Origin of the sequence: Kordia jejudonensis, from assembly GCF_001005315.1 — a bacterium.
GTDB lineage: Bacteria > Bacteroidota > Bacteroidia > Flavobacteriales > Flavobacteriaceae > Kordia > Kordia jejudonensis.
On the sequence record NZ_LBMG01000024.1, the window covers coordinates 80,701 to 107,578 of the forward strand.

At 33.3% G+C, this 26,878-nt stretch carries 24 protein-coding genes; 16 read left to right on the forward strand and 8 right to left on the reverse strand.

Translation table 11 applies throughout. The annotated features are described in order from the left end of the window. Positions 1-54: 54 nt before the first annotated feature. Both AA089_RS12655 and AA089_RS12660 read left to right on the forward strand, forming a co-directional pair. The gene (locus AA089_RS12655; RefSeq protein WP_046757321.1) at positions 55-1,263 is read left to right on the forward strand and encodes an NAD(P)-dependent oxidoreductase; all 1,209 of its coding nucleotides are present in this window, start codon (positions 55-57) and stop codon (positions 1,261-1,263) included. A 72-nt stretch (positions 1,264-1,335) separates the two neighbouring features. After that, positions 1,336-4,236, forward strand: a complete 2,901-nt coding sequence (locus tag AA089_RS12660; RefSeq protein WP_046757322.1) for a Calx-beta domain-containing protein — start codon at positions 1,336-1,338, stop codon at positions 4,234-4,236. A 35-nt stretch (positions 4,237-4,271) separates the two neighbouring features. Here AA089_RS12660 and AA089_RS12665 read toward each other — a convergent pair whose 3' ends face one another. The 7 genes from AA089_RS12665 to AA089_RS12695 all read right to left on the reverse strand — a co-directional run bounded on the left by AA089_RS12665 (position 4,272) and on the right by AA089_RS12695 (position 11,134). Continuing rightward, positions 4,272-4,934 (reverse strand): DUF1361 domain-containing protein, encoded by a 663-nt coding sequence (locus AA089_RS12665; RefSeq protein ID WP_053002371.1) that lies wholly within the window; start codon positions 4,932-4,934, stop codon positions 4,272-4,274. Then, positions 4,931-7,609, reverse strand: a complete 2,679-nt coding sequence (locus AA089_RS12670) for an MSEP-CTERM sorting domain-containing protein (RefSeq protein ID WP_046757323.1) — start codon at positions 7,607-7,609, stop codon at positions 4,931-4,933. Before AA089_RS12670 ends, AA089_RS12665 begins: the two co-directional genes overlap by 4 nt. Continuing rightward, complete coding sequence (gene xrtK / locus AA089_RS12675; RefSeq protein ID WP_082113267.1) at positions 7,587-8,096, reverse strand: exosortase K; 510 nt, start codon at positions 8,094-8,096, stop codon at positions 7,587-7,589. The genes AA089_RS12670 and xrtK overlap by 23 nt, the downstream gene beginning before the upstream one ends. 8 nt (positions 8,097-8,104) lie before the next feature. After that, on the reverse strand, positions 8,105-8,413 hold the full coding sequence (locus AA089_RS12680) for a hypothetical protein (protein WP_046757325.1): 309 nt from the start codon (positions 8,411-8,413) through the stop codon (positions 8,105-8,107). 186 nt (positions 8,414-8,599) lie between these two features. Next, on the reverse strand, positions 8,600-10,003 hold the full coding sequence (gene creD / locus AA089_RS12685; RefSeq protein ID WP_046757326.1) for a cell envelope integrity protein CreD: 1,404 nt from the start codon (positions 10,001-10,003) through the stop codon (positions 8,600-8,602). Positions 10,004-10,202: 199 nt separating this feature from the next. Further along, positions 10,203-10,502 carry a winged helix-turn-helix domain-containing protein gene (locus AA089_RS12690; RefSeq protein ID WP_046757327.1) on the reverse strand — a complete coding sequence of 100 codons (300 nt, stop codon included), beginning with the start codon at positions 10,500-10,502 and terminating at the stop codon, positions 10,203-10,205. Between the two features lie 5 nt (positions 10,503-10,507). Continuing rightward, complete coding sequence (locus AA089_RS12695) at positions 10,508-11,134, reverse strand: hypothetical protein (protein ID WP_046757328.1); 627 nt, start codon at positions 11,132-11,134, stop codon at positions 10,508-10,510. Between the two features lie 131 nt (positions 11,135-11,265). Between AA089_RS12695 and AA089_RS23685 the strand changes: the two genes are divergently transcribed. The 9 genes from AA089_RS23685 (at position 11,266) to AA089_RS12740 (ending at position 19,997) form a co-directional block, all read left to right on the forward strand. Next, a complete protein-coding gene (locus AA089_RS23685; RefSeq protein WP_053002373.1) occupies positions 11,266-12,549 on the forward strand; it encodes a sensor histidine kinase in 1,284 nt (427 codons plus the stop codon). 57 nt (positions 12,550-12,606) lie between these two features. Continuing rightward, positions 12,607-13,887: a sensor histidine kinase gene (locus AA089_RS23690; RefSeq protein WP_053002376.1), complete on the forward strand. Its 1,281-nt coding sequence runs from the start codon at positions 12,607-12,609 to the stop codon at positions 13,885-13,887. A gap of 47 nt (positions 13,888-13,934) precedes the next feature. Beyond that, the gene (locus AA089_RS12710) at positions 13,935-15,776 is read left to right on the forward strand and encodes an AraC family transcriptional regulator (RefSeq protein WP_162200443.1); all 1,842 of its coding nucleotides are present in this window, start codon (positions 13,935-13,937) and stop codon (positions 15,774-15,776) included. Positions 15,777-15,869: 93 nt separating this feature from the next. Then, entirely contained in the window at positions 15,870-16,115 is a 246-nt protein-coding gene (locus tag AA089_RS12715) for a hypothetical protein (protein WP_046757330.1), read from the forward strand. 156 nt (positions 16,116-16,271) lie between these two features. Then, on the forward strand, positions 16,272-16,496 hold the full coding sequence (locus AA089_RS12720) for a hypothetical protein (protein WP_046757331.1): 225 nt from the start codon (positions 16,272-16,274) through the stop codon (positions 16,494-16,496). A 158-nt stretch (positions 16,497-16,654) separates the two neighbouring features. Further along, a complete protein-coding gene (locus tag AA089_RS12725; RefSeq protein ID WP_046757332.1) occupies positions 16,655-16,900 on the forward strand; it encodes a hypothetical protein in 246 nt (81 codons plus the stop codon). Between the two features lie 454 nt (positions 16,901-17,354). Continuing rightward, entirely contained in the window at positions 17,355-19,139 is a 1,785-nt protein-coding gene (locus tag AA089_RS23695; protein WP_053002378.1) for a helix-turn-helix domain-containing protein, read from the forward strand. Positions 19,140-19,239: 100 nt separating this feature from the next. Further along, complete coding sequence (locus tag AA089_RS12735) at positions 19,240-19,545, forward strand: hypothetical protein (protein ID WP_046757333.1); 306 nt, start codon at positions 19,240-19,242, stop codon at positions 19,543-19,545. Positions 19,546-19,646: 101 nt separating this feature from the next. Then, entirely contained in the window at positions 19,647-19,997 is a 351-nt protein-coding gene (locus tag AA089_RS12740; protein WP_046757334.1) for a DUF1801 domain-containing protein, read from the forward strand. Positions 19,998-20,334: 337 nt separating this feature from the next. Here the strand turns inward: AA089_RS12740 and kdsA are convergent, their stop codons facing one another. Then, complete coding sequence (kdsA, locus tag AA089_RS12745; RefSeq protein ID WP_046757335.1) at positions 20,335-21,153, reverse strand: 3-deoxy-8-phosphooctulonate synthase; 819 nt, start codon at positions 21,151-21,153, stop codon at positions 20,335-20,337. Positions 21,154-21,318: 165 nt separating this feature from the next. Between kdsA and typA the strand changes: the two genes are divergently transcribed. From typA to AA089_RS12770, 5 genes are all read left to right on the forward strand, one after another. Further along, positions 21,319-23,118 carry a translational GTPase TypA gene (gene typA, locus AA089_RS12750; RefSeq protein WP_046757336.1) on the forward strand — a complete coding sequence of 600 codons (1,800 nt, stop codon included), beginning with the start codon at positions 21,319-21,321 and terminating at the stop codon, positions 23,116-23,118. Between the two features lie 122 nt (positions 23,119-23,240). Then, positions 23,241-23,483: a hypothetical protein gene (locus tag AA089_RS12755; protein WP_046757337.1), complete on the forward strand. Its 243-nt coding sequence runs from the start codon at positions 23,241-23,243 to the stop codon at positions 23,481-23,483. 63 nt (positions 23,484-23,546) lie between these two features. Further along, a complete protein-coding gene (locus AA089_RS12760; protein WP_046757338.1) occupies positions 23,547-23,759 on the forward strand; it encodes a hypothetical protein in 213 nt (70 codons plus the stop codon). After that, positions 23,749-25,137 (forward strand): hypothetical protein, encoded by a 1,389-nt coding sequence (locus AA089_RS12765; RefSeq protein ID WP_046757339.1) that lies wholly within the window; start codon positions 23,749-23,751, stop codon positions 25,135-25,137. Before AA089_RS12760 ends, AA089_RS12765 begins: the two co-directional genes overlap by 11 nt. After that, entirely contained in the window at positions 25,127-26,605 is a 1,479-nt protein-coding gene (locus AA089_RS12770; protein ID WP_046757340.1) for a sulfatase-like hydrolase/transferase, read from the forward strand. The genes AA089_RS12765 and AA089_RS12770 overlap by 11 nt, the downstream gene beginning before the upstream one ends. Positions 26,606-26,878: the final 273 nt, after the last annotated feature.

The following is a 26,878-nucleotide window of genomic DNA, read 5'->3' on the forward strand; positions in this document are numbered from 1 at the left end:
TACCAAACACAATCTGTCAGTTCCTATTATTACTGATTATATTAAAAAAAGCCCATGAAATTCGCCATCATAAAAGAACGTAAAAATCCGCCAGACCGACGCGTAGTGTTTTCTCCAGAAAAATTAGCAGAAGCCAACCTACAATTTCCAGAAGCCACTTTTAAAGTTGAAGCTTCCGATATTCGAGTGTTTTCTGACGACGCTTACGCGGAAAAAGGATTCGAAGTAACAAATGATGTATCTGATTGTGACGTTATGATTGGTGTCAAAGAAGTGCCAATTGACCATTTAATTCCAAATAAAAAATACTTTTACTTTTCACATACCATCAAAAAACAACCATACAATCGTAAGTTGCTACAAGCAATGTTAGCCAAAAATATTGAAATGTACGATCATGAAGTCATTACAAAAGACAATGGTGGACGTTTAATAGGTTTCGGACGTTATGCAGGTTTAGTTGGTGCGTACAATGGTTTTCGCGCATTGGGCTTACGCGATGGTTTATTCAAATTGCCAAAAGTAGAACACCTTGCAGATTTAGCTGCTGTGAAGAAAGAATTAGACAAAATTACCATTCCAAATATAAAAATAATACTCTCTGGAACAGGAAAAGTTGCCTATGGAGCTAAAGAAATTTTAGATCACTTAGGAATCAAAGAAGTGACTGATACAGTGTATTTAACTGCTGACTTTACAGAACCTGTCTATTGTATGATTGATGTCATGGAATACAACAAACGTACTGATGGAAAAGCTGGAGATAAATTTGAATTTTACAAAGATCCAAGCGGTTACGAGAGCAACTTTATGCCGTATGCAAAAGTGACCGATTTCTTCATTGCAGGACACTTTTATGGCGATGGTGCTCCATATCTTTTCACAAGAGAAGATGCCAAACATCCTGAATTCAAAATTAATTTAATTGCTGATATTTCATGCGATATTGATGGTCCTGTGGCAAGTACAATCAGACCTTCAACCATTGCTGATCCTTTCTATGGTTATGATCCGCAAACAGAACAAGAAGTCGCTTTTGATGCAGAAAATGCAATCACAGTTATGGCAGTTGACAACCTTCCGTGCGAACTTCCGAAAGATGCAAGTGAAGGCTTTGGAGAAATGTTTTTACAACATGTAATTCCTGCGTTTTACAATGGCGATAAAGATGGTGTATTAGCAAGAGCTAAAATGACAACTTCTGATGGAAAACTCGCAGAACGCTATGCCTATTTACAGGATTATGTGGATGGCGAATCATAAGTAATGACATATAATTTGTAGGAGTTTTAAAAGTTTAGTTGTTATATAGTTAAATAACTAAACCGACTACTCATGAAAAAAATTATTTCAATACTTTCTTGTATTGTGGTACTGAGTTTTTTCTCTTGCGAGAATGACGACAATGCTATCACTACAGAAACCGAAGATCCTCAAATAAATAGCAACTTTGAAGAAAACTTCGGAACCGCAATTACCGCACGCTTTCTAGGTCGCGTTGTAAACGAACAAAAAGAACCTGTACAAGGTGCTACAATTCGTATTGGAAATACAACCACAACTACCGATCTTTTTGGAATATTCTCTGTCGATGCTGCATCAGCATATGAAAAATTTGCGTACATCACTGCTGAAAAAGATGGATACATTGCAGGTTCAAGAGCATTGGCACCTTCAGCTTCAGAAGTCAATCGGGTAGAAATAATGTTATTAAAAGAAGATATCATTGCTACCATAAACACTGGTGAGCAAGCTACTGTAAATCTTTCAAATGGAACAGAAGTAACTTTTGATGGAAACTACACGAAAGCAGATGGTTCAGCCTATTCGGGAGAAGTAAAAGTAGTCTTAAAACACTTAAGTCCAGATGATGCTAATATGCAAACCATGATGCCAGGAATGTTATTTGCACAAAATGCTAGTGGAGGCGCAGTGGCTTTAGAAACCTATGGAATGTTAGCGGTTGAGCTAAAAAGTGGTACAGGAGAAGAATTACAACTCGCAGACGGAAGTGCATCACAAATTTCAATGCCATTAGCGGCAAATGCTTCCAATCCGCCAGCTACAATTCCACTATGGTATTTTGATGAAATAGAAGGATATTGGGTTGAAGAAGGCGAAGCTACATTACAAGGCAACAAATATGTTGGAGATGTTAGTCACTTCACATTTTGGAACTATGACTATCCTTATCCTTCAATATATTTATGTATCGAATTGATAGATGAAGAAGGAGATCCAATGCCATACACACCTGTAGATTTATATTCTTCACTATTAAACACTACAGGAACGTACGGATATACAAACGGTAATGGCTTAGAATGTGGTTTGGTTCCTTCTGGAGAAGAACTCATTGTTACAGTGCCAAATATTTCTTGTACAGGCGAACCATTTACAACAACTATCGGTCCGTTTACCAACGATACAACTACAACTATCGTTGTTAGTGATACAAACCAAAATGCCACAACGCTTACAGGGACTTTTGTGACGTGTGACGGAAACAATGTAACAGATGGTTATTTGCAACTTTTCTTAGACAGTCAAACCTTAATCATTCCTGTAACAGATGGTACATTTGATTACACGATTACGTATTGCGGATCATTAAATTATTCTATAAAAGGAATTGATATTGCCAACAATCAAGTTACAGATGTCACTACAGGAACGTTCAGCGGAGAAATTACAGTTGATTTAGGAGCGTTGAGTTCATGTACAGGATTTGTAGATACGGATGGCGATGGTATTTTTGATTCGTTTGAAGATGTAAATGGCGATAACGACTTGTCTAATGATGATACTGATAATGATGGAATTCCAAACTATCAAGATGCAGATGACGACGGCGACGGAATTAATACAGCTGATGAAGACTATGATGGAGATAACGATCCGACAAATGATGATAGTGACGGAGATCAAATTCCTGACTACTTAGATCCGATAGATGTACTAGCTTTTACCGCTGAAGCATTAGGAGTTGGTTGTGATCCTGTTCAATTCGATTTAGTTGCAGCAGCAACACAATTTGGAAACGATTTACATACTTACGAATTCTATCTTACACAAGCCGATGCAACAGCGCAAACAAGTCCTTTAAATTCTCCATTTGGAGTGTCAATTGCAGATTTAGTAGGAAATACACAAATGGTTTTTGTAGTAGCTACAAACAATGCAACAGGACAAACTGCTATTGGAGAACTATATCTATATTGGAGTTATGAAGATAGTGATGGCGATGGGCTAACAGATTGTGAAGAAACCACAGGAATTGACAATCCAAGTACAGGTCAAGTGCCAAACGGAACAAGTGATCCTAACGATCCTAGTGATCCTTTTATGCCAGAACTATCAATAACACATATAGCTTCTGTAGATGAAGGTGTAGGAACCGCTAATATGCATGTCTTTTTAAATTATGCGAGTAATACGGATACAACAATCAATATGACTACCACTGACGGTACAGCAATTAGCCCTGATGATTATACTGCAACTGCTCTTACAATAACTATTCCTTCAGGAAGCCTCTCTGCAACAATTCCTATTCCAATTATAGATGATTCAATTGTGGAATCTTTGGAAGAATTTACAGTGAGTGGAACGGTAACAAGTGGAAATACAAGTAACACAACCGTGCAGGGAACAGTAGCTATCTATGATAATGACAACAATGGAAACTTCCCGCAAACGGGTACACTAGAATCCTGTGACGATGGAAGCGGATCAGCTATTATTGATCTATCAACCATGGATGGTTATTATTCTGTAGGTATAGCAAACGTAAGTTATCATTACACACTAGCTGATGCTGATGCGAACTTAAATTCAATAAATCTGGCGGTTCAAGTTTCAGATGGAGATATTTTTTATGTTAGAATTGATGATCAAGGTGTCATACAAGTAGCTACATTAGTCATCGTATTATATCCAATACCTTCTGCACCTGCAGGATTAAGTCTTACAGCTTGTGATGGCAATGGTGATGGTATTGCAACTTTTTCTTTGATACAATTGGATGCGCAAATTATACAAAATCAAAATCCTGCTGAAATCATTGTTACATATTACGAAACAGTGCAAGATGCAAATACACAAGTAAACCCGCTCGTAAGTCCATATACAAATATTAACACTTCACAAACAATATTTTATAGAGTGGAAAATATAAATAGCGGTGGTTGTTTTTCAATAGGAACAGTTGATCTTATTGTTGATTCAGGTTGTTAATGGAATAAAAACAATATAAAAAAATAGAAAGCATCTCATTCACGAGATGCTTTTTTTATGCTGAAAAAAGACGTTGTTGTCAAAAATAAAATCCACAAAAACGTTCCAAAACCTAAGGTAATTCCTAAAGTTCTAATTCTGTATATCGGATCTGAAATGCTTCGGAAACAATCTTTCAATAAAATAATAGGATCACTAAATAATTCCCATGAATTCCAACGTTGAAATCTTCCCAAATAAATACCAAAACCACACAAAAATACAACGCCGAATAACAAACGTTTGGCAACGGCACGATTCCATTTCTCAATCAAAATGTGAAATACTTGATGCATAGATAACAAGCCTAAAATCAAACCATTCCAAGCAAAAGCAAATAACATAAAAGGATCAAGCCACGACAATGACGATTTTGCATGTCGCAAATGCATCAAATCGGTGATGAGGTATGGCGCATTGGGTAAAAATAACAACCAAATTCCTAAAACAACCAATAATACCAATGCTTGTTTTTTTAGCCAAACAGTTTTTGCTAATGCAGAAGAAATAAAATAGGGAATGCCTGCTAAAAACAAATTCCAAATCAGGAAACTGTAAAACAAACTTCCTGTTACATACACGCGAAACAATACCATTAAAACGCAAAATAGACTATTCAGTAGTAAAAACTGATTCAATTGATAACCTTGTAAATTCATATAATTTTAGAGTTTTTATGTTGTAAAAATTGTTGTCGTCCGATATACACAAAAAAGAGCAGAAGTAATATCCAGAAATATGGTTCGCTCATCTGTCGCATTTCTGTTCCTGCTTCGTCTGAATGTGAAGCACTCATAATTTCTTCTTGCCTTTTTAGCAAACGTTCTTCCTGAGCTTTGTTTTCAAGTGAAATATACGTTGTGCTATGCGTTAAAATATTCTGTGAAAAACTCTGGCGTAAACCGTCTAACCAACGTGTTCGTTTTCGTTTCGGATTCAAATCATTTACATCGTGAAACAATCGCAATTGTAGCGCATTCAAATACGAATTAGAAGTTGGTTGCATAGAAAATTCGTCAGTTTCATCAAAAGAAATCAACGAAGGCAAATTGTCATTGGGTACATAATGCGATTTCCCATTTCTGGTAAATGCTACAAATTCCAATGCAGAAACTGCTTGCTGATTCCAAGCGCCATATTCCACAAAATTATCATACGGAAATTGATGTTTCAATTCCCAATGTGTATACTTTCCATAAAAACGATTCATATTGGCAGCATACACGACCACAAACGGAATTGTCTTTTTATCTTGATGCATATATTGAATCTGCGAAACAGCTTTCAGCAGATTAAAACCTGACTTTTTGGGCGTTGTTGGCTTTCCCCAATTTACATCTGCATCCACATATAAAATCTGTGCATTTTCCTTCATCTTCGCATCTAGATTTTTATAATCTTCTTCAAACTGTGCTCGTTGTATTTCGCCTTCGCGCGTATTGTCAACTAAAAAATAATACTGAATTGGCGCACTTACTTTTGGCAAATCAAGTTTTACTTTCGCAGGAATATAAAAAGCATTGGAGGCAATTTCAATTACATGTTGCGACAATGGCGTTACGTCAATAGCAACAGGCGTTTCGTTTATTGTAAAATGGACAGGATTTCTATGATGAAGTGTAAAACCAGTTGTACGCGTTTCATTTTTTAAAAACGGATACACCTTTAAAGAAAGTACATTTCCATATACATATTGTAAGATTCCAGGATCGCGACGTTGACTCGTAATTTGCTCATAAATCCAATTGGCGGCACTTTTTTCAGCTAAAATTCCATGAACGCGTTCTTCGCCAATATCTAAATAGTAATCACTAATAAAAACGTCTTTTGGCAAACTAAACTCTGAACGAAACTCACGCATACCCACATTATCCAAATTTGTAATGGCAAAATCAATCTGTGTTTTATAAAAATCGCTAGCTTTATCATACTCGGTTGTATATGTGTATTTTACAGAAGCGGTTAAGGTTTCTGGCGGACGATATCCTGAAAACGTATAGGTTTTATCGCCCAAAAATAAACGATCAATTTCTGCCGCTTTTTTACGTGACAATTGTAAATTATCAAAGACATACCAATCATAATAAATAGACAACAAAGGCAATCGTTTCTCAGGAGAATTAAACGAAAGTCTACGGCGATTCTTTTCCATTTGATGAAAAATGTATGCTAATTTATCAATATCAAAATCTTGATATTCATGATTGCTAGCATCAAAATATTCTGTTTCAGCAATAACATCTTTAAGCAATACTTTATGATTATGGCAAAATAATACAAATGAAATCGGCAATATCAAAAAACAGAAAATACCTAATGACACTACTTTTTCCTTCCCATATATTTTTAAAATAGGAACAATATTTTTAGACATTACGTTCCATTGTATAAGAAGTAAAACCGACGGAGTTAGCATTACAATTCCAGCACCAAGTACGATCAATGCGATAAATGAAAGTGGAATGTACGGCAAGAACACAATAAAAAAGTACAACACGTACGGAAGTCCAAAACACGCCAATAAGAAGCCAATAAATTTCTTCACGGTTGACTTTTCTAAAAGTAGAAACAAACCAATGGCATTTCCGACAACGGCAACATAAATCAATATAAAATTGAAATCACCAAACAGTTGAAATTCTGTGCTTAAAATTATTCCAAGAATCGGAAGCAACAATCCAAATAGCAATACCATAAATGTGTGATTTCCTTTTAAATTCCGTCCAATAATATTTCCTAAAATGATTCGTAAAAAGAAGAACAAAAACGCCGCAATAGCAATGCAAATAATCGCTTGAACTAAAAATCCATCAAATCTAAAACTGATATGATGCGCACCTCTGATGAGTGGAATTAAAATTATGGTAAAAAGATACAAACCAATAGGAACCGAAATGGCAAAAAAGAAATTTTTAAGGTTTGAAGAAAGCTTACCATCAGGTTTAAAATAGGTCAGAATCAAATCTAACATGGCATGAAAAATACCAGGAATCGTAAAATACAACGGAATCAATTCATAATTAATACTGGTCGATTTTATACGTGGAATTCTTTTAAAAAGATCCGTATTTAATAGAAAAAGTATAAAAAATAAGTATCCAATAGTAATGAAACATGGTAAAATCCAACTTTTGAGTCTTTCAGTCACCTGCGCATATACCAATCCGGCAGTAGCTACTAACAAAAGCAACCAATAATTGACAATAGACGACCAAGTAAAGGAATTTCCTGTTGGCGAATTGAAGGCAGTGTACAACAAAAATCCTAAGATAATTTGAAGCAACAGCACCGTGACAACATACGCTAACGATTTATGTAGTTTGAACTTTGGCATAATTTGAAGAAATAAAATGATTCATAAAAAGAAGTATCAATATGTACAGAATGCAACCAAGTGCCAAATGGGCAGTTTTAGGATCAATAAATGTTTCGGTTACTTTCCATTCGGTAAGTTTTATAGCGCTTACAATTCGTGCAGTATTGGCAAAAATCATGATGAAATAGCTGCAAATTCCTACTAAAAAGATTCGAAATAAAAACTGTAAAAACGGTTGAAACTTCCACATTTTGAAACTTAAAAAAGCAAAACATATGATGAAAAAATTCCCGCCTGCACACGATTTTTCAATAACAATATGTAAAGGAGAACTATAGCCAACTTCAGGAATCCATTGAAAAGTTGTTTGCGAAAACAATTCGATAAAAGGAATCATGGGCAACATAAAATAGCGCAACTGTTCCAACGTGCTTGCGCTGTAAACGGCTTTTAGTGCCAAGACCAAAAGCAACAGAAAACTAAGTTTAAAGATTGTTTTTTTCATCTCAACAATTATAAAGTATAGGACGAAACTGCCAAGATATAAAAACAGCCAATCGGAATATTGACAATCATCAATAGCAATGATTTTACAATCTTTTTACGTTTAATTTCGCTGTGCTTCAATGTGATAAAAAGGGTAAAAAATAAAATACTATTTACCATTAATGCGAAAAGTGCATAAAAAACACCTAAGCTTAAAATTGTTCTCGATCCTGAAAAATAGAGATATAAAATCAGCAAAAAAGTACCGCCTAGAAAACTCAAAATTGCTGTGATTTTGGCGGTTTGTAATAATTTATATAAAAATTGAATGTTCATATTTTTGAAATTGAAATTAAAGTTGAATTGTTTTAAAAACGAAACCTGAACTTCTCAGTGTTCGACTTCCAAGAAGTCAGGAATCGTCTCTCACCAAACTAACCGACTAACTACATTGATTTGATAGTTTTTAGGTTTATAAGTTTATGAATTGTCATATCGAGCGCAGTCGAGATACATTTTTAGCTATTCTGTTGCTGTAGCTGGTTGATCTTCAAATCCCCAATCGATTTTTCGTGATACAAACATGACCAATCCTAAAATGACAAATAATCCAATACTTCCGACTAAAAGTGCATAACTTTCTAACTGAATGATTACAAAAATGAATCCGTATAAAGCCGTTAACGAAACGCCGATAAACAGCGGGAATTTCCAGTTTTTTAAAATCGATTTTGAATACAATGTAATCATGACAATAACCGCAATTCCTGCAATGAGATACGCTTTTAAGAAGCTACTATGTTCCGAAATGGAAATCAACAACGTGTAAAACATCACGAGTGCAATTCCGATCATTAAATACTGAAACGGATGAATATTTATTTTGCTCAATGTTTGAATTAGGAAAAACACTAAAAACGTCAATCCGATTACTAGAAAACCATACTTTGCGGCGCGTTCACTCTTTTGATATTCGTCCAATGGAATGATAAATTTTGTTCCGAATGAAAATTCATAAAGTTGTGGCAATGCTTTAAAAAACTGTTGTGAAAATGAACGATTTGTGTTCAAAATTCGCCAATTTGCTTCAAATCCGCCGTTTTCGGTTTCGTGTTCGTCTTGTGTAATAAAATTTCCAATATGACTTGGATCTTGCCAATCAGAGGTCATTTTTACATCAGTAATCTTTCCAATTGGAATAAACTGAATGCTTTCACTTCCGTTGTACGTTAGGCTAAAATTGAATGAACTTTCTCCTGCTTTCGGAACATCTTTCACTGCTAAAAATGAACTTTCGAGTTCGTTCAAACTGTTTTTATACGAATTGTTTGCACTAAAATTAGTTTCAAATCCGTACGTAGTTCCGTTTAAGTTGAGCGCAACTTCACTCTTCAATCCTTTTAAATTGGTGGTTTTAATCAGTAACGTTGCTTTTTCCCAAACGATATCTTCATCTGTAATCGATTTTGATGAAAAATCAGGTATTTCAAAATTTCCAGAGGCAACAATATTTGCGGTAAATACAGCCGATTCAAAATTGTTTCGCTTTTTCGGAGAAGCTTTTACGTCAGCATTAAAATTTAACTTTTTCGGGAAGAAGAAAGCATGCTTTAAAATCGTACGTTTCTCTTTATACGTTTGTTCTGTTTCTGCGTCATACTTTACCGTTTCTTCATAGGTTTTATACGGAACTTTCAAAATTGGACCATATAATAAAATTGAATTTCCCCAACCGTCATTAATCTCTTCAACGACATCTTGTTGACGAAATTCACGTTCTTTAATCAGTTTTTGAATCAGCGTAAGCGGAATCATTAATAGTAAAATTAATGCGCCCATCATTGCCATGCGCGCGGTAATTGAAGTTTTCATCCAAGTGCTAAACTTGCCTTTATTGTTTCTGTAGTTTTCTGTTTGGTGTTCCATGTTTTTCTTTGTTTAAAAGTACTTTGAATTTCAAAGTATATGTGTAAAAAAATAGCGTGTTATTGTGGGTTAGGAGTGTTTCCTAAACATTTGAGTTGAACAAATTTCTATATTTTGAATGTGATATATCATAAGTATTTAGTATGTGTTTGTATTGAATTAGTATTCGAGTTAAAAAATGAAGTATTCGTTTGTAGCTTCATGATTCACTTTTTTTAATGAGTTGTTCCAAGGCTTCAATGTGTTTTTTAAACGCTAATTTTCCCAACTGTGTAGCGCTGTAACGTGTATTTGGTTTTCGTCCTATAAATTGCTTTTCTACCTTAATATATTCAACTTTTTCCAATGCTTTTGCATGACTTGCCAAGTTTCCGTCGGTGATAGAAAGCAACTCTTTTAGCATTTTAAAATCGGCAAACTCGTTTACCATCAAAATGGACATAATGCCCAAACGAATTCGGTGATCAAAAGCTTTATTTATGTTTGTAATGATGCTCACAGTGTTTATTTAGTAGTTCTTTCAACTAATACGTACATCAATCCGCCATAAATGATGTGAAATACTCCAAATCCTATTGCCCAAAAGTATAAACCATACCCAACATATTGAGTGGCAACTAATCCTAAAATAATATTGGCAAAGCCTAAAAATTTTACATGTCCAAGTGTAAATTTACTCGCGTTTACACAAGCCAAACCGTAAAATATAAGTGTAATAGGAGCAATCAAGCCAATAAACCCTTTTTGTAAAATAATTAAGGCTAAAATTCCTCCAGTTGCCAACGGAATCAGAAAGTTGATTAATAACTTAATAGCAGTTTTATCAAAAATCTGCTCTCCATTTTTTCGTGCTTTTCGTTGTGTCAAAATAATTCCTGTCACAACTGCTAAAATAATTACGATGGCTGCAATGGCTAATAATTTGATGGTAATTTCATTCGAACTAACGTATGCTGTTCCTCTTTTAAGACCATATACTTTTCCAATTTCTTGTCGTGCAAACCAAGCGCCAATCAACGCGTAAATTCCTGCCATGATGCCCGAAAGTCCGCTTAATGAGATGAATCGAGACGATTTATTCATGAGATTTTTAATCTCTTTAATATCATTTAAGTAGTCTGATGAAGTCATATTTAAAGTACTTTGAAATACAAAGTAAAATAAAAAAAAGATAGTACACAAATAAAAATCATTTTATTACACTTGATTATTTGGATGATTTCCATAACTTTAAAATCTTATAATTTTAAAAAAAGTATTGCTTGAATAAGATTTTCAAATATCTCAGAGATATTGGAAGATTAGAACCTTTCGAAATAAAAAACAGTAGCTTCACATTCTGCTTAGCGTCACCAAGTACGTATATATATGTGATGTTTATGCTGTATTACAATCCAGGATTAATCATTCCGTATCACGGACAAGAAGTGTTTACCGCATTGTTTATGTTGGTAGGTTTAGTGCCCTATGTAAAAAGTAAATTTTTGAATGAAATTTATGGCTGGATTGTGTTTTGGACATTGATCATTTTTCAATATTACTTGACGTATACTACGGCGTTAAATAATTTTTCACTCGATTATTTATTGGTAACCTATGTATTTATATTTGGTTCGGTATTATTATTGAGCAATCGACTTTTGGTCATATTATTCAGTGCTTCACAGTTGATTCATTTGTCGTATCGTGTGTATTATTCAGACTTAGATCGAATGTCCGAAAGTGCCATTTTGGTTTCCATGAGCACAATATTTATTTTCTCCTTTTTAGTGATGAATGGGTTAATTCGATATCGAAAAAAGCTAGAATCGGTCAATGCAGATTTGGAAGATCGTATTCAACAACGTACGCTTGATCTTGAAAATAGAGCCAAAGAATTGTTGCGAAAAAACAAAGATTTAGAAGAGTTTGCTTATGTCGTTTCACACGATTTAAAACGTCCGTTACGAAACATATATACATTGACAGATTGGCTTACGGAAGATGAATCGCACAATTTAAACAAGGATACAAATAGAAGTCTCCGATTGATCAAAGAACAAGTGACACAAATGGATTTGTTGGTGGAAGGAATTTTAAATTATTCTTTGCAAATGGACACAGATCAAGTAGCTAAAATTGTGGATGCACAAACATTGGTAGAACGAATTATTACGGTAAACTCTCGTGAAAACGTCAAAATTAAGCTCGAAGATAAGTTGCCAAAAGTTAAGTTTAATGAATCACAATTGTTACAAGTTTTTCAAAATCTGATTCAAAATGCCATTAAGCATAATGACAAAGAAGAAGTAGAAATTCATATTAATTATGAGTTGATTGATGATGTACATCAATTTTCAATTCGCGACAATGGTCCTGGTATTGAAGAAAAGTATTTCAATAAAATATTTGAACTATTTCAAAAATTACAAGTAGAAACTGAAGTTGATTCTGTTGGAATTGGCTTGGCATTGGTCAAAAAAATTATAGAACGAAATGGTGGAGAAATATTTGTTGAAAGTGAAATTGGAAAAGGGACAACATTCTTTTTTACCATTCAAAATTAATAGTGAAAGCACAAACTTTAAAGTCTTTTCTAAAAGCAGTTTGCTTTTTTTAACCATATGATTATAAATTTCCTCAAAGCGTTAGGAAGGCTCGAACCTTTCGAAATTAAGAATAGCAGTTTAACGCTTATTCTTGGCGCGCCGAGCACATTTATATATCTGGAAGTTATGAAATATTACAATCCAGATTTGATCATGCCTTTTCATGGAAACATCATCTTTGCTGTTGTATTTTTAATTGTTGGCGTATTGCCGTATCTAAAAAAGGAATCCATCACTTCTCAATATGGCTGGTATGTGTTTATTTCCACGTTAGCATTTCAGCATTACTTAACCTATGCAACAGGCTTAAATAACTTTTCGTTGGACTTTTTATTAGTTACTTACGTGTTTATTTTTGGTTCTGTGTTGTTATTAAGCAATCGAACATTGGTCTTAGTTTACAGTGCTTCTGAGTTAATACACTTGTCATATCATGTGTTTAATTCTGAATTGGACAGCATAGCGGAAAGTGCTATTTTACTATCGTTAGGAACTATTTTTGTATTTTCTTTTTTGGTAATGAATGGTTTTATCAGATACCGAAAAAAGTTAGAATTTATCAATATTAATTTAGAAGATACCGTAAAACAACGAACGCTCGCTATTGAAAACAGAGCCAAAGAATTATTGCGAAAAAACAAGGATTTAGAAGAATTTGCCTATGTAGTTTCACACGATTTAAAACGTCCGTTGCGGAATATGTATACGTTGACAGATTGGCTTACGGATGATGACGATAATGGTTTAGATGAAGAAGCTAACAAAAGTTTAGAATTGATTAAAGAGCAAATAACACAAATGGATTTATTGGTGGAGGGAATTTTAAATTACTCTTTACAAATGGACACGGAAAGAAGCATAAAAACAATTGATGTACAGCAGTTGTTAGAGAGAATTATTTCTGTAAACGCCAAAGAAAATATTCAAATTACCATAGAAAAAAAGTTGCCAAAAATAGCGTTTAATGAATCACAACTATTACAACTATTTCAAAATCTCATTCAAAACGCTATTAAACACAACGATAAAGAAACGGTGAAGATTTCTATTGATTATGAGTTTGTTAACGAAGGTGTTCAGTTTTCTGTACGTGACAATGGTCCAGGAATTGCGCCACAATATCATGAAAAAATATTTCAGTTATTTCAAAAACTAGATGCAAATGCTAAAGGAAATTCTATAGGAATCGGTTTGGCATTGGTAAAGAAAATCTTAGAACGTAATGATGGTAAGATTTGGGTAGAAAGTGTTGTGCAAAAACATACTACTTTCAAATTTGTAATTCCAAAAAAATAAATAATCAAGCTTTTTCACACAATCAAATGTTATAAAATTCGTTACTTTTGAGACGAATAACCAAAGAACTACTACCCAAATTTATGTATACATTTCCCTTTAAAAAATGCAGAACACTACTTCTGTACATTCTTATATATTATATAACGTTTACTGCGTTAGCACAAGATGATACCACTAAAACTACAAAATTAGATACTATTGCGTACAAAAACTCTTTAAAAGGGAAACCATTGCGTTCTCTTGCTTTGGAGTTATATGTAGAAAAAGGGAAAGATTCCTTAAAAGCAAGTATTATAGCTAACAATATCGAAAATGTATATATAAGTTCTGAAAGGCAAGAAGAAATAGCGGGAGCATATGTAACACTTGCAGTTTGGGAAAAAGCAACAGGAAACACAGATAAAGAATTATCATTATTAACTAAGGGAATTAAAATCGCTAGAGAACTAAAAAACGATAGTATACTTTACTTAGGATTATTACGAAAAGGAAATGTTCATTTCGATTTAACAAACCATGAACTTGCTTTAAAATCGTATTACGAAGCTCTTAGCATAGCAAAAAAAGAAAAGAATAAAAAAAGAGAAATCTTTGTAAAAAGCAATATTGCTTTGGTAAGAATGCAAGCGTATGATAGAATTGGCGCGATTGAACTTTTTCTCGAAATCATTGAAGAAATTAAAGAAGATCCGAGTTTAGTAACTGCACAAGAAGAATTAGAAATCTACCTAAATTTGTGTGGTGTATATACATATCTTGAAGATTTTGATGCTGCAATTATTTATTGTGAAAAAGGTGCTGCTATAAAAGTTGATAAGCGAGATTCCATCGATGAAGTCCATTTTTTATCGTCTTTTGCAGAAATTGCCAGAGATAAAAAAGAATATGAAAAAAGTCATAAGCTTTTAGATGAAGCTGAGGAAATAATGAAAAAACGTGTTGGACACGAGAGTCTGGATTTATTCCTAAAGTTTTATAGAGGAAGGACGTATTTTGATGAAAAAAAGTACCAGTTAGCAATTGATGAACTTCTAGAAATAGAAAAGATCAAAAACAAATATGATGTTGAAATTTTGAGCCTACAACAGATGTACTATCTCTTGGCAAAATCATATCGAGAGTTCGGGAATAGAGATGAAGCTATGAAATATTATGATATAGCACAAGAAATTGGGAATAAGAATGATAAAAAACGAGATGAAATAAATAACAATCTAATAAAGAAATATGATCTTGTAGAGTTAAAAGATGAAGTAGAAGAATTGCAACGAAAATCTCAACGTACAAAGCTAATCTATATTCTAGGTATAACGTTATTAATTATTATTATAATAGGTTTACTAATATTCAATAAAAAACAACAGCAAAAAAATAAAGCACGTTTTGCCTTATTGATGCAACAACTAGAAGAAAAACGACAAAAAGGAAAACTCCGTACTGAAGTAAAACAGGCTGATCAAAAAACTGAAGCGATAGCTGCATCAAAAGAAGCTTCGGAAACACAGCCTGCTGAAATAGATCCAAAAATGGCGGAAATTTTAGAAAAACTTGAAGAATTTGAAGCAAAAGAATTATTCCTAAGTAAAGACAGTACTTTGGTTGAAGTTGCTAAAAAAATTCAAACCAATACCACCTATCTTTCCAAAGTAATCAATACACACAAAGAAAAATCATTTACGTCATACATTACAGATTTACGAGTCGATTATGCTATTGAACGTTTATCGCACGATCGTAAATTTAGATCGTTTACCATTGGCGCTATTGCACAGGAAATAGGTTTCAAACGTTCGGAATCGTTCTCAAAAGCCTTCAAAGTAAAAACAGGATTATATCCTTCATACTTCATAAAAGAGCTTGAAAAACAGTTGAATAGCGAATCGTAATAATCGTTATTTATAAATCACGACAAACATATCATACCATCGATTTCATTTTCTACTATATTTGATTTGAATAAACCCTAAAAATTGCATAAAATGAAAAAAGAAAGAAAACTCAAGTTGGTCATGAACAAAATGAAAATTTCACAACTTACTGTATTGTATGGAGGTGCAGATCCTAATACAACAGTTGCATCAGCAGTGCTTTGTGCTACAGATAATCAAACTGCACCTCTAAATTGTAACATTTCACAAAATGGTACCTGTCCTGATCCAACCTCAGGAACAGGAGCTACAAAAACAAATCAAAGCTTACAATGTATTATGTCTGCTCAATGTTAAACATTAAGCATTTTTTCTAATATACTTAGTATTTGTTGTCTTAGTCTTGATATGATTTTGAGTTGTCGTTATTTATAAATCACGACTAGCGCTGTAAAACGTAAATTTCATTTTCTACTATATTTGAAATCACATTAATTATTTATAATATACGATATGAAAAGAGAGAGAAAATTGAAACTAGCAATTAAAAAAGTGAGTATATCTAAACTGAATACTATTTTTGGAGCAGGTGGAGATCCTGTGCCTTCTGTTGATTTGCCATGTGAGCTTACAACTATTGTAATAACAACAATAATTGGAGTCGATTGTAAGACTGGAGCAACAAAAACAAACGACAGCTTAGGAAATTGTATCGGTATTGGATCAAGAGAATGTTAATTATTCAACTTTAATCTGAAAAAGTATTTAAGAAAAAAATTACTAGCCATCTATTAAAATAGCAAACTTGTTTTAATAGATTGGTAGTAGAGTACTATTGTCCCTAAATTCTATATTCTACTTAATATTAAATAAAATTAATTATTAAAAAATACTGTATGAAAAAAGATAGAAAACTAAAACTAATTGTAAATAAGATCAAAATATCAAACTTAAATCACGTATTTGGAGGAAATGGTAGCCGTGAAGAAACAGAGCGATGTGCCTACACTGATATATCTTGTGATACAAGATGTGTGGATACAAATACGAATCCAATCATAGAAACAGAATATTGCTGGACAGGAGCTACCAAAACAAATCAGAGTTTAGTAAGTTGCCTGAACAATTCAGGTGGTTGCTAACACTCTGCAATTATTAATTCTTCAAAACTCTCTAAGAATTACTTAGGGAGTTTTTTTATACCTAAAACCTAACATACTGAGTTAAGAAAAAATCTTTAGTATAATATATACTATAAAGTGCATAAATGCTTGAATTAAATTATTAAAAATATATCCTTTCTACGCAACCACAAATGGTATGGAGCTTTATCAATACACGGAAAATATTCATTATTTTACGGTATAAAAATAAGGATATCATGTAGCAAAAGAAAAAATAAGTAATGGAACTTTCAAAAAGCTCCTCTCAATTTATAAAACACGAGTTCGGTTATTGTAGTACACCTATTTGATTATTAACAAACTAATGATATTTTCTAAAAGTTGACGGCAAAACAATAGCGAAAATACAGGAAAACCGTTATTTTTGATAACCTACCTGCTCAAAGCACAAAATTTAAAGAAAATACCATATATGCCCTCAAAAAAACATATACTACTTATATTCCTTATCATTTCCTTTTGTTTTAGTGAAACTACTTTTGCAACAAACACAACACAAGACACCATTCAAAGTGTTGATGAAGAAGCCTTCAAAGCATCATTAAAAGAATTGCCTCCGAAAGAATTTGCGCGCTTGTTTACACTAGAATATGCAGAAGATCCTATAAAGTCATTATTAAGTTTAGAACATATTAATAATAATATGCTCTCTTCACAAGATAAATATGCACAGTGTTGGGGATATTATTGTTTGGCAAAGTGGGAAAACTATAAAGTTAATTTAAAGGAGGCAATAGTGTATATAAATAAGGCTATTGCTGTAGCGAAGGCCATTGACGATCCAGATTTATTACTGACTACTTATATCTTTCAGGGTAATTTTTACTATGATTATGGTAAATATAAGGAATCAATGGAAAGTTATCTCAATGCGGCTACTTATGCTAAACAAATCAAACATGTTGGGCGACAATTAGCAATATCAAAAAATATTGCATTATTAAAAATTGAAGTCGGAGATAATAGTGGTGCTATTGAATTATTAGAAGGTACATTAAAAATTATAGAAGATGAACATAAAGATAAATTTAAAGTACTAACGGTAAGTATTCATATTGCACTTGCTAAGTCATGTATGAGAGCAGGAGAATTCAAAAAGGCAGAGTATTATGGTAATAGAGGAATAGAACTTAGTAGTCGCAATGGTGATGAAGATGCAAAAACATATTTATATAATTTTTTAGGGGAAACAAAGATGAATCAAGGAAACTATGCTGAAGCACAAATTTTCCTAAATAGAGCAAGAGAAAAAGCATACGAAGTAGAAAGTTCTCAAGGACAATTACCTTTTATAAATTTAAACTTGGCAAAAATACATTACTATAAAGGTGATTTTGAAAAAACTATAGAAACGTTAGAAAAAATAGAAGCAAATCAACAGAAAAAAAATACAAACTTCTTTAGTTTAGAAGATATGTATGAGTTTTTGGGCAAGTCGTATAAAGCAATAGGGAATACCGAAAAGAGTCTGTATTATTTTGAAAAGACCAACGAAGTATATACCGAAAATGATAAAAAGCAGAATGCTATCGGTATTGAAATAATAAAAAAATATGATCTAAAATCTTTGAAAGAAGAGTTGAATCAAGCCGAAAAAAGAACTCAAAAAACACAAGTATTATTATACGTGAGTATCTTTTTAGCAGTATTGATTATAAGCGGATTAATTTATTTTTATAAAAAAAGAGAAAAAGATAATCAGCAAAAATTTGAAGCTTTACTGAAAAGTATTGAAGATGAAAAAGAAGAAAAAACAGTTCCTGAAGTTAACATTGTAAGTGAAATAATAACTCAAAAACCAGAAGAAACAGCATTAAAAGAAGTAGAAATTATTGACGAGACTAAAGAAAAACTACTCAAAAAACTTCAAAATTTTGAAACGAAACAATTATTCCTAAGTAAACATTGCAGTTTAAATGAAGTCGCAAAAAAGTTAAAAACGAATACTTCGTATCTTTCAAAATTGGTAAACACGCACAAAGGAAAATCGTTTACAGCTTACATTACAGATTTACGTGTCAATTATGCCATCAGACGGCTTAAAGAAGATAAAAAATTTCGTTCCTATACCATTGATTCCATCGCACAAGAAATAGGTTTTAACCGTTCAGAATCGTTTTCAAGAGCATTTAAAAATAAAACAGGTTTATATCCGTCGTATTTCATAAAAAAGCTTGAAAATCAGAATATTGGGTAATGTTTTTTACACTCGAAATTTATGAATTTCTAGATATAGTTTACGAATAAATCATGTCTTCGGATATATATTTGAAGGTAACTTAGTAAAACCTTATGAAATGAAAAAAAAAGAACTCCTCTCCAAATTAAAACTTCAAAAAACGACTATCGTATCATTTAATGCTAGAAATACTATTAAAGGTGGAATGCTACAAGGTGCAGACACGCAAATTGTATCTGTAGACGGATTTACCTGCGAATCTACGCATTGCATAACAGTAACACACACACTGGATGATATGTGTTTGTCTCAAGTGGTAACAGTTTGTACACGTCCAACGACTAGAACCGATAACACTGATTTTTGTTACAGTGACTTACCAACAAAACAAGGTTGCACACAAACACAGCGCCCATTTTGTTAATCGTCAAAAGTTAAAATAAAAAAAGACTTCAAACGTATTTGAGGTCTTTTTTTATACACCAATTTCAAAATAAAATGTATCTTAGAATACTATTTTGAAACATGAATCCCGCTGAAAATTACATACTACAACAACCCGAACCGTATAAATCTATCTTACTACAATTACAAGTATTAATTGAATATGCGTTTCCTTATGAGATCGAATTAAAATACAAATACCGTATTCCGTTTTATTACTTCAAGGGAAAACCATTTTGCTATCTAAACGCAAGTCACAAAAAACAATATGTAGATATCGGAATTGTAAAAGGCGGAGAAATACAAATTCACAAAGAACATTTAGTCACAGAAAAACGTAAAATCATGGCTTCACTTCGATACAAAACAATCGAAGATATCAATGATAAAATTTTAATTGAAGTACTAAAAAAAGCCGCTAGTTTTTACTAACGACTTTGTATATTTTTTGATAATCTAATTCATTAAATAAGTTTCATGTTACTCATTGTGTATTTAGAATTTAAACGTCTGTTCGAGTGATTTTGAGGCACGAAAAATAGTATTGAGAACTAAAAACTACTATTCTCAATACAAAACAATCGAAGATATCAATGATAAAATTTGAATAGAAGTACTAAAAAAAGCCGCTAGTTTGTATTAGGTGTTTTAGATATTAATTGTCACATCGAGCGCAGTCGAGACGAATTAAAAAAGTCTATTTTTCTAAAAATCTAAAAATCTAAAAATCTAAAAATCTAAAAATCTAAAAATCTAAAAATCTAACAATCTATAAACTATTGATTGTTTTACGAATCTTTACCAAATTAGTAAGCAATCTTTCCAAATGATCTAAGTGCAACATATTAGCGCCATCACTTTTTGCATTTGCAGGATCAAAATGTGTTTCAATAAACAATCCATCCACATTATTTACAACTCCAGCACGTGCAATGGTTTCAATCATTTCTGGTCGTCCACCAGTTACACCACTCGATTGATTTGGCTGTTGTAATGAATGTGTCACATCCAACACGGTAGGAGCAAACTGTTTCATAGTTGGAATACCACGAAAATCCACGATCATATCTTGGTAGCCAAACATGGTTCCTCTATCGGTAATCCAAGCCTTTTCATTTCCAGCATCGTGTACTTTTTTCACAGCATGTTGCATACTTTCGGGACTCATAAACTGTCCTTTTTTCAAATTTACAACCTTTCCTGTTTTTGCCGCCGCAACTACTAAATCGGTTTGGCGTACTAAAAACGCAGGAATTTGTAAAACATCAACATAGTGCGCCGCTTTTTCAGCATCTGAAACTTCATGAATATCCGTAATAGTTGGTACATCAAAGGTCTCAGAAACCTTTTTAAGAATTTCTAAGGCTTTTTCATCTCCAATGCCAGTAAAGCTATCAATTCTACTACGATTCGCTTTCTTAAAGCTTCCTTTAAATACATATGGAATTGCTAATTTATCTGTAATTGTAATCACTTTTTCGGCAATGCGTAATGCCATATCTTCGCTCTCAATAGCGCAAGGACCAGCCAATAAAAAGAAATTATTAGCATGAGTATGTTTAATCTTAGGAATAGAACTCAATTGCATATGGTGTAAATTTTGCACAAAGATACGCTAAATTTTAGTAGATCATAACACAAAAGAAATCGTTTAAAAATGATTGATTAACAGAAAGATAACTTAAAAAACTCCATAAAATTACATTGTCTAACAAATAAACAGTACATTTGCACGCTTAAAAATCAGCGATAAATGGCTTCAATAAAAAATATTGCAATAATTGCGCACGTAGATCACGGGAAAACAACCTTGGTTGATAAAATTATGTATCACTGTCAATTATTTCGTGAAAACGAAAACACAGGAGACTTAATTCTTGATAACAACGACTTAGAACGTGAACGTGGAATCACAATTACGTCTAAAAACGTTTCTGTAAACTACAAAGGAACTAAAATTAACATCATTGATACACCAGGTCACGCCGATTTTGGAGGAGAAGTAGAACGTGTATTAAACATGGCTGATGGAGTTTTATTATTAGTTGATGCCTTTGAAGGGCCAATGCCACAAACGCGTTTTGTACTTCAAAAAGCAATTGACTTAGGATTAAAACCTTGTGTTGTTGTAAACAAAGTAGACAAAGAAAACTGTACGCCAGAAGAAGTATATGAAAAAGTATTCGATCTAATGTTCGAATTAGGTGCTGAAGAATGGCAGTTAGATTTCCCAGTGGTATACGGTTCTGCGAAAAACAATTGGATGTCAGACGATTGGAAAAACGAAACAAAAAATATTGAGCCTTTATTAGACATGGTTATGGAACACATTCCATCGCCAGAATTTGAAGAAGGAAGCACGCAAATGTTAATCACTTCATTGGACTATTCTTCGTTTACCGGACGAATCGCTATCGGACGTTTACAAAGAGGTTCACTAAAAGAAGGAATGCAAGTTGCTTTAGTGAAGCGTGATAAAAGTATCATCAAATCAAAAATAAAAGAATTACACACATTTGAAGGTCTTGGACGTAAGAAAGTGTCTGAAGTTCAAGTTGGAGATATCTGTGCAATCGTTGGTTTAGAAGGATTCGAAATTGGAGATACCATTGCAGATTTGGAAAATCCTGAAGGATTAAAAACAATCGCAATTGACGAACCAACAATGAGTATGTTATTTACCATTAACGATTCTCCTTTCTTCGGAAAAGATGGAAAATTTGTAACATCTCGTCATATCAAAGATCGTTTAATGAAAGAGCTAGAAAAAAACTTAGCTTTACGTGTAAACGAAACAGACAGCGCAGACAAATTCATCGTATTTGGTAGAGGTGTATTACACTTATCAGTATTGATTGAAACAATGCGTAGAGAAGGATACGAATTACAAATTGGTCAGCCACAGGTAATTATCAAAGAAATTGATGGTGTAAAATGTGAGCCAATTGAAGAATTAACGATCGATTTACCAGAACACGTTTCAGGAAAAGCGATCGAAATGGTAACACTTCGTAAAGGAGAAATGCTCAGTATGGAAGCCAAAGGCGATCGTATGGTTTGTGAATTCTTAATTCCATCAAGAGGAATCATCGGATTGCGTAACCAATTGTTAACAGCTACGGCTGGAGAAGCAATCATGGCACACAGATACAAAGAATACCAACCATTACGTGGTGGAATTCCAGAACGTCAAAATGGTTCATTAGTATCCATGGAAAAAGGAACTGCAATTCCTTATTCAATTGACAAATTGCAAGACAGAGGAAAATTCTTTGTGGATCCAGGAGAAGATATCTATGAAGGACAAGTAATCGGAGAAAACTCTCGTAGAGACGATATGACAGTAAACGTTACCAAAACGAAAAAACTATCAAACGTACGTTCTTCAGGAGCCGATGACAAAGCAAAAATTGTTCCTGCAATCAAATTCTCTTTGGAAGAAGCGTTGGAATACATTCAAAAAGATGAATATGTTGAAGTAACGCCAAACTTCTTACGTTTACGAAAAGTATACTTAACAGAAGTAGAACGAAAGCGCAACAAAACAATCTAAGAATACAAGATTCAAATTATATAAAAGGTTTCATTGCGCAGGTAGTGAAACCTTTTTTAATATATAAAATACGATTGTTGATATACGATCATTCAATCATTCAATTTTTCAATTAACAAAACATGGAATTATTCGGAATTACAGGAACAGAATGGGTAGGCTATTTAGCATCTGCTGCAGTATTAATATCATTTACAGTGAAAGACTTGAAAAACTTGCGAATGATCAATGCAATTGGTTGTATCCTATTTGTACTATACGGTTTTCTAATGCCAACATTACGCGTTGGTTTGCCAATTATCATAACAAACTTTGCCATTTTAGGAATTAATATCTATCATCTTACACGTCGTAAAGCATTGTAAAACTCTTTTTAGAAGATTAGTTATTACAATTCTATTTTCTATCTTTACCAAAATATCAAAACTATGCATTTTCTATATTTTGACGCAGGACTCGGAGCAATGTTAGTGCAAGCACTTGTTGCTATTGTGGCTGGCGTTGTATTATTTTCTAAAAATGTCATGTTTAAAATAAAAACAATCTTTGGTTTGCATAAAAACACCACAGATGAAGATGTATTTGATGATATCAATATTGACGATTCTCAGATAGAAAACCCATCGAAAGATGACAACTAATTCGCGACATGCTTCTTCATATCGTGATCCTAGTGGACATGTATTTGTAGAAAACAATGTCATAAAACGGGTTATATTTCCAAGTTACTTTCCACAGTACAACAAACTCAAAGATTCAGGATTTTTCGAAAAAGCGTTTCAGCACAAGCTGTTAATTCCGCATGAAGAACTAGAATACACGGAAACAAAAATCTGTATTCAACCTGAGCAAATTCCGTTTATAACATATCCGTACGAATGGAGTTTTCAACAATACAAAGAAGCTGCATTGCTCACTTTAAAATTACAGAAATACGCGTTGCAAAATGGTTTTTCTCTAAAAGATGCAACAGCGTATAACATCGCTTTTCACAAAGGAAATGCTATTTTTATCGATACACTTTCGCTAGATTTTTATGTTGAAAATACACCTTGGCGAGCGTACAAACAATTTATTACCCACTTTTTAGGACCTTTGTTATTGGCAAAATATCACGGTGCAGAATTCCTAAAAACGATGTCGAATTTCATTGACGGAATTCCACTAAAAATGATAGCTTCCTTACTGCCAAAAAGTACAAAACTGAATCCGTTTTTATATACCAACATTCACTTATTGGCAAAATATGAAAACAAACATCAAGAGTCAGCCGTAAAAGCTACAAAACAAGCTTCTTTATCAAAAAAAGGATTGTTTAACATCATTGATAGTTTATACAATTACATCAAAAAACTGCAACTCAAAGAGCAATCAGAATGGGGAAATTATTACCAAAAAACCAACTATTCCGATACTGCTTTTCAGCAAAAATCAACCATCATCAACAAATGGATACAACAGCTTCAAGCTACTACTGTCATTGATGTTGGCGGAAATGACGGAACATTTGTACGCGAAATTACAACGAATATTGAACTCGCTTTGGTAGGCGATATTGACAACAATGCTGTCGATCAAAACTACTATGCGGTAAAGAAAAACAAAGAGCAAAATATGGTGCCTTTTGTGATTGATTTGCTCAATCCGTCAGCAGCAATTGGTTTCCAAAATACCGAACGTTTCTCGTTTGTACACCGTGTTCAGGAATGCAAACCAGACGCCACCTTGGCATTAGCGTTAATTCATCACTTGTCCTTAACAGGAAATGTGCCTTTTGAAAACTCAGCTGCCTTTTTTGCTTCCTTTTCAGAACACTTAATCATTGAATTTCCAAAACGAAACGATTCCTATGCAACACGTTTACTCAATGCAAAAGCAGAATTCAAAGATCAATTTGGGCATTACAATTTGGAAAACTTTGAAAACACATACACAGCACATTTTCAATTGATTGAGAAAAAAGAAATTATCGATTCAGAACGCGTGTTGTATTTATTCAAGAAAAAACATGTTGGCTAAACTTCGAAAAAGCATACAAGAGTTTGTAGCAAGCAACAAAGAATATCCCATCATTTTTGCGCTTGCGGCAGGTTTGTACTCGTTTCTCTACGTATACCATTCTAACTTTATGTTGGTCAATTCGGCGTTTCAATTTGTCGTAATCTTTAGTGTATACATTCTCCTTCCAATAGTTGTATTTACAATTTCTTGGGAAATTATAAAGCGTGTAAAATTTTTAACCAAATTCGCTCACATTACATTACCAGTCTTAAATGCGGCATTTTTCTGTGCTTACTTTGCAGGAAGAATTAATGGGTTTCATCAAAAAAAAATCATCTTAGCATACATCATTGGATTTTCGCTTCTCGCGATTGTACTCAGAAAACACTACAAAAAAATAGTTGTCATTCAATTTTTGATGGCGCTTGTGGCATTTGTTACTTTGTTGCCGACATTGTTCAGAGCAACTTTTGATTCGGACACTTGGTTGACACAGCCTGATGCAATTGTTGAAACGGAATTCAACAAATTTCCAAACATTTATATCATTCAGCCAGATGGTTACGTGAATTTTTCCGAATTGGAAAAAGCGCCATACAACTTTCAAAATGAGGAATTTGAAGCCTATTTGGAAAATAGCGGATTCAAATTGTACACAAATTTCAGAAGCAATTATACATCTACAGTATTATCAAATAGTTCCATGTTTGGGATGAAACACCATTACAAAGGCGAACAATTATTTGGCGCGCGTGAAGTCATTGCAGGAAACAATCCTGTGATAGAAATCTTCAAAAACAACGGTTACGAAACGTTTCTATTCATGCAAAATCCGTACTTATTACTCAACCGACCGACAATTGCATACGATTCGTGTAACTTCACGATGGATGAAGTGCCATGGTTTGGGATTGGCGCATTTTCCATAAACAAAAAGTTGATACAACCTGTCGCGGAAACCATCAAAAAGCAACAAGGAAAGCGCAGTTTTTATTTCATTGAAAAAATTACACCAGGACACATTACGACTTTCAAAAATCAAGCATTAGGCAAAGAAATTGAACGTGAAAACTATCTTGAAAGCGTCAAAGAAGCAAACGAATGGTTGAAAGAAATTACAAGTGTGATCATCAAAAATGATCCTAATGGTTTAATTGTTATTGCAGCGGATCACGGCGGTTATGTGGGATTGAATTACACCAAAGAACTCTTTGAAAAACAAACAGACAAAGCACTAATTTACTCGTCATTTTCTGCGGCGTTAGCCATCAAATGGCCAAACAATACAGCGCCAACGTACGATGCAAAACTAAAAACGCCCGTCAATCTATTTAGAACATTGTTTACGTATTTAGGCGATAACGAAGCGTTGTTAGAGAATCTTCAAGACGACAAAAGCTATTCGATCATCAAAAAAAACGCACCAACTGGCGTGTATGAATATATTGATAATGATGGAAATATGGTTTTTAAGAAAGTGGAGTAGTGTTTGGAAATGAGAATTTAGTATTGTGTTTTTAGTATTGAGTATTGAGATATGAGTATTGAGAAAGATTCTGAACATAGAATATAGACCCAAGATCCAAGAGCATAGAACGAAGACCCAAGATTAAGGAACAAAGAACAAAGAATATAGAGCAAAGACCAAAAACCCAAGACCAAAAACCAAATATTCGTGTATTCGTGACAAAAAATCAATGTTAAATGCTAAATGTTGAATGTTAAATTTAAAAGTTGTACGTCCCTGATATGTGTTGAC

Bases quoted from the DNA above. Each gene is read 5' to 3' on its own strand.
- xrtK (WP_082113267.1), bottom strand. From the start codon at position 8,096: ATGAAAAAAACAATCTTTAAACTTAGTTTTCTGTTGCTTTTGGTCTTG.
- AA089_RS12680 (WP_046757325.1), bottom strand. From the start codon at position 8,413: ATGAACATTCAATTTTTATATAAATTATTACAAACCGCCAAAATCACA.
- AA089_RS12655 (WP_046757321.1), top strand. From the start codon at position 55: ATGAAATTCGCCATCATAAAAGAACGTAAAAATCCGCCAGACCGACGC.
- AA089_RS23690 (WP_053002376.1), top strand. From the start codon at position 12,607: ATGATTATAAATTTCCTCAAAGCGTTAGGAAGGCTCGAACCTTTCGAA.
- AA089_RS12735 (WP_046757333.1), top strand. From the start codon at position 19,240: ATGAAAAAAAAAGAACTCCTCTCCAAATTAAAACTTCAAAAAACGACT.
- AA089_RS23695 (WP_053002378.1), top strand. From the start codon at position 17,355: ATGCCCTCAAAAAAACATATACTACTTATATTCCTTATCATTTCCTTT.
- AA089_RS12740 (WP_046757334.1), top strand. From the start codon at position 19,647: ATGAATCCCGCTGAAAATTACATACTACAACAACCCGAACCGTATAAA.
- creD (WP_046757326.1), bottom strand. From the start codon at position 10,003: ATGGAACACCAAACAGAAAACTACAGAAACAATAAAGGCAAGTTTAGC.
- kdsA (WP_046757335.1), bottom strand. From the start codon at position 21,153: ATGCAATTGAGTTCTATTCCTAAGATTAAACATACTCATGCTAATAAT.
- AA089_RS12665 (WP_053002371.1), bottom strand. From the start codon at position 4,934: ATGAATTTACAAGGTTATCAATTGAATCAGTTTTTACTACTGAATAGT.
- AA089_RS12765 (WP_046757339.1), top strand. From the start codon at position 23,749: ATGACAACTAATTCGCGACATGCTTCTTCATATCGTGATCCTAGTGGA.
- AA089_RS12770 (WP_046757340.1), top strand. From the start codon at position 25,127: ATGTTGGCTAAACTTCGAAAAAGCATACAAGAGTTTGTAGCAAGCAAC.
- AA089_RS12755 (WP_046757337.1), top strand. From the start codon at position 23,241: ATGGAATTATTCGGAATTACAGGAACAGAATGGGTAGGCTATTTAGCA.
- AA089_RS12715 (WP_046757330.1), top strand. From the start codon at position 15,870: ATGAAAAAAGAAAGAAAACTCAAGTTGGTCATGAACAAAATGAAAATT.
- AA089_RS12725 (WP_046757332.1), top strand. From the start codon at position 16,655: ATGAAAAAAGATAGAAAACTAAAACTAATTGTAAATAAGATCAAAATA.
- AA089_RS12670 (WP_046757323.1), bottom strand. From the start codon at position 7,609: ATGCCAAAGTTCAAACTACATAAATCGTTAGCGTATGTTGTCACGGTG.
- AA089_RS12695 (WP_046757328.1), bottom strand. From the start codon at position 11,134: ATGACTTCATCAGACTACTTAAATGATATTAAAGAGATTAAAAATCTC.
- AA089_RS12720 (WP_046757331.1), top strand. From the start codon at position 16,272: ATGAAAAGAGAGAGAAAATTGAAACTAGCAATTAAAAAAGTGAGTATA.
- typA (WP_046757336.1), top strand. From the start codon at position 21,319: ATGGCTTCAATAAAAAATATTGCAATAATTGCGCACGTAGATCACGGG.
- AA089_RS12660 (WP_046757322.1), top strand. From the start codon at position 1,336: ATGAAAAAAATTATTTCAATACTTTCTTGTATTGTGGTACTGAGTTTT.
- AA089_RS12760 (WP_046757338.1), top strand. From the start codon at position 23,547: ATGCATTTTCTATATTTTGACGCAGGACTCGGAGCAATGTTAGTGCAA.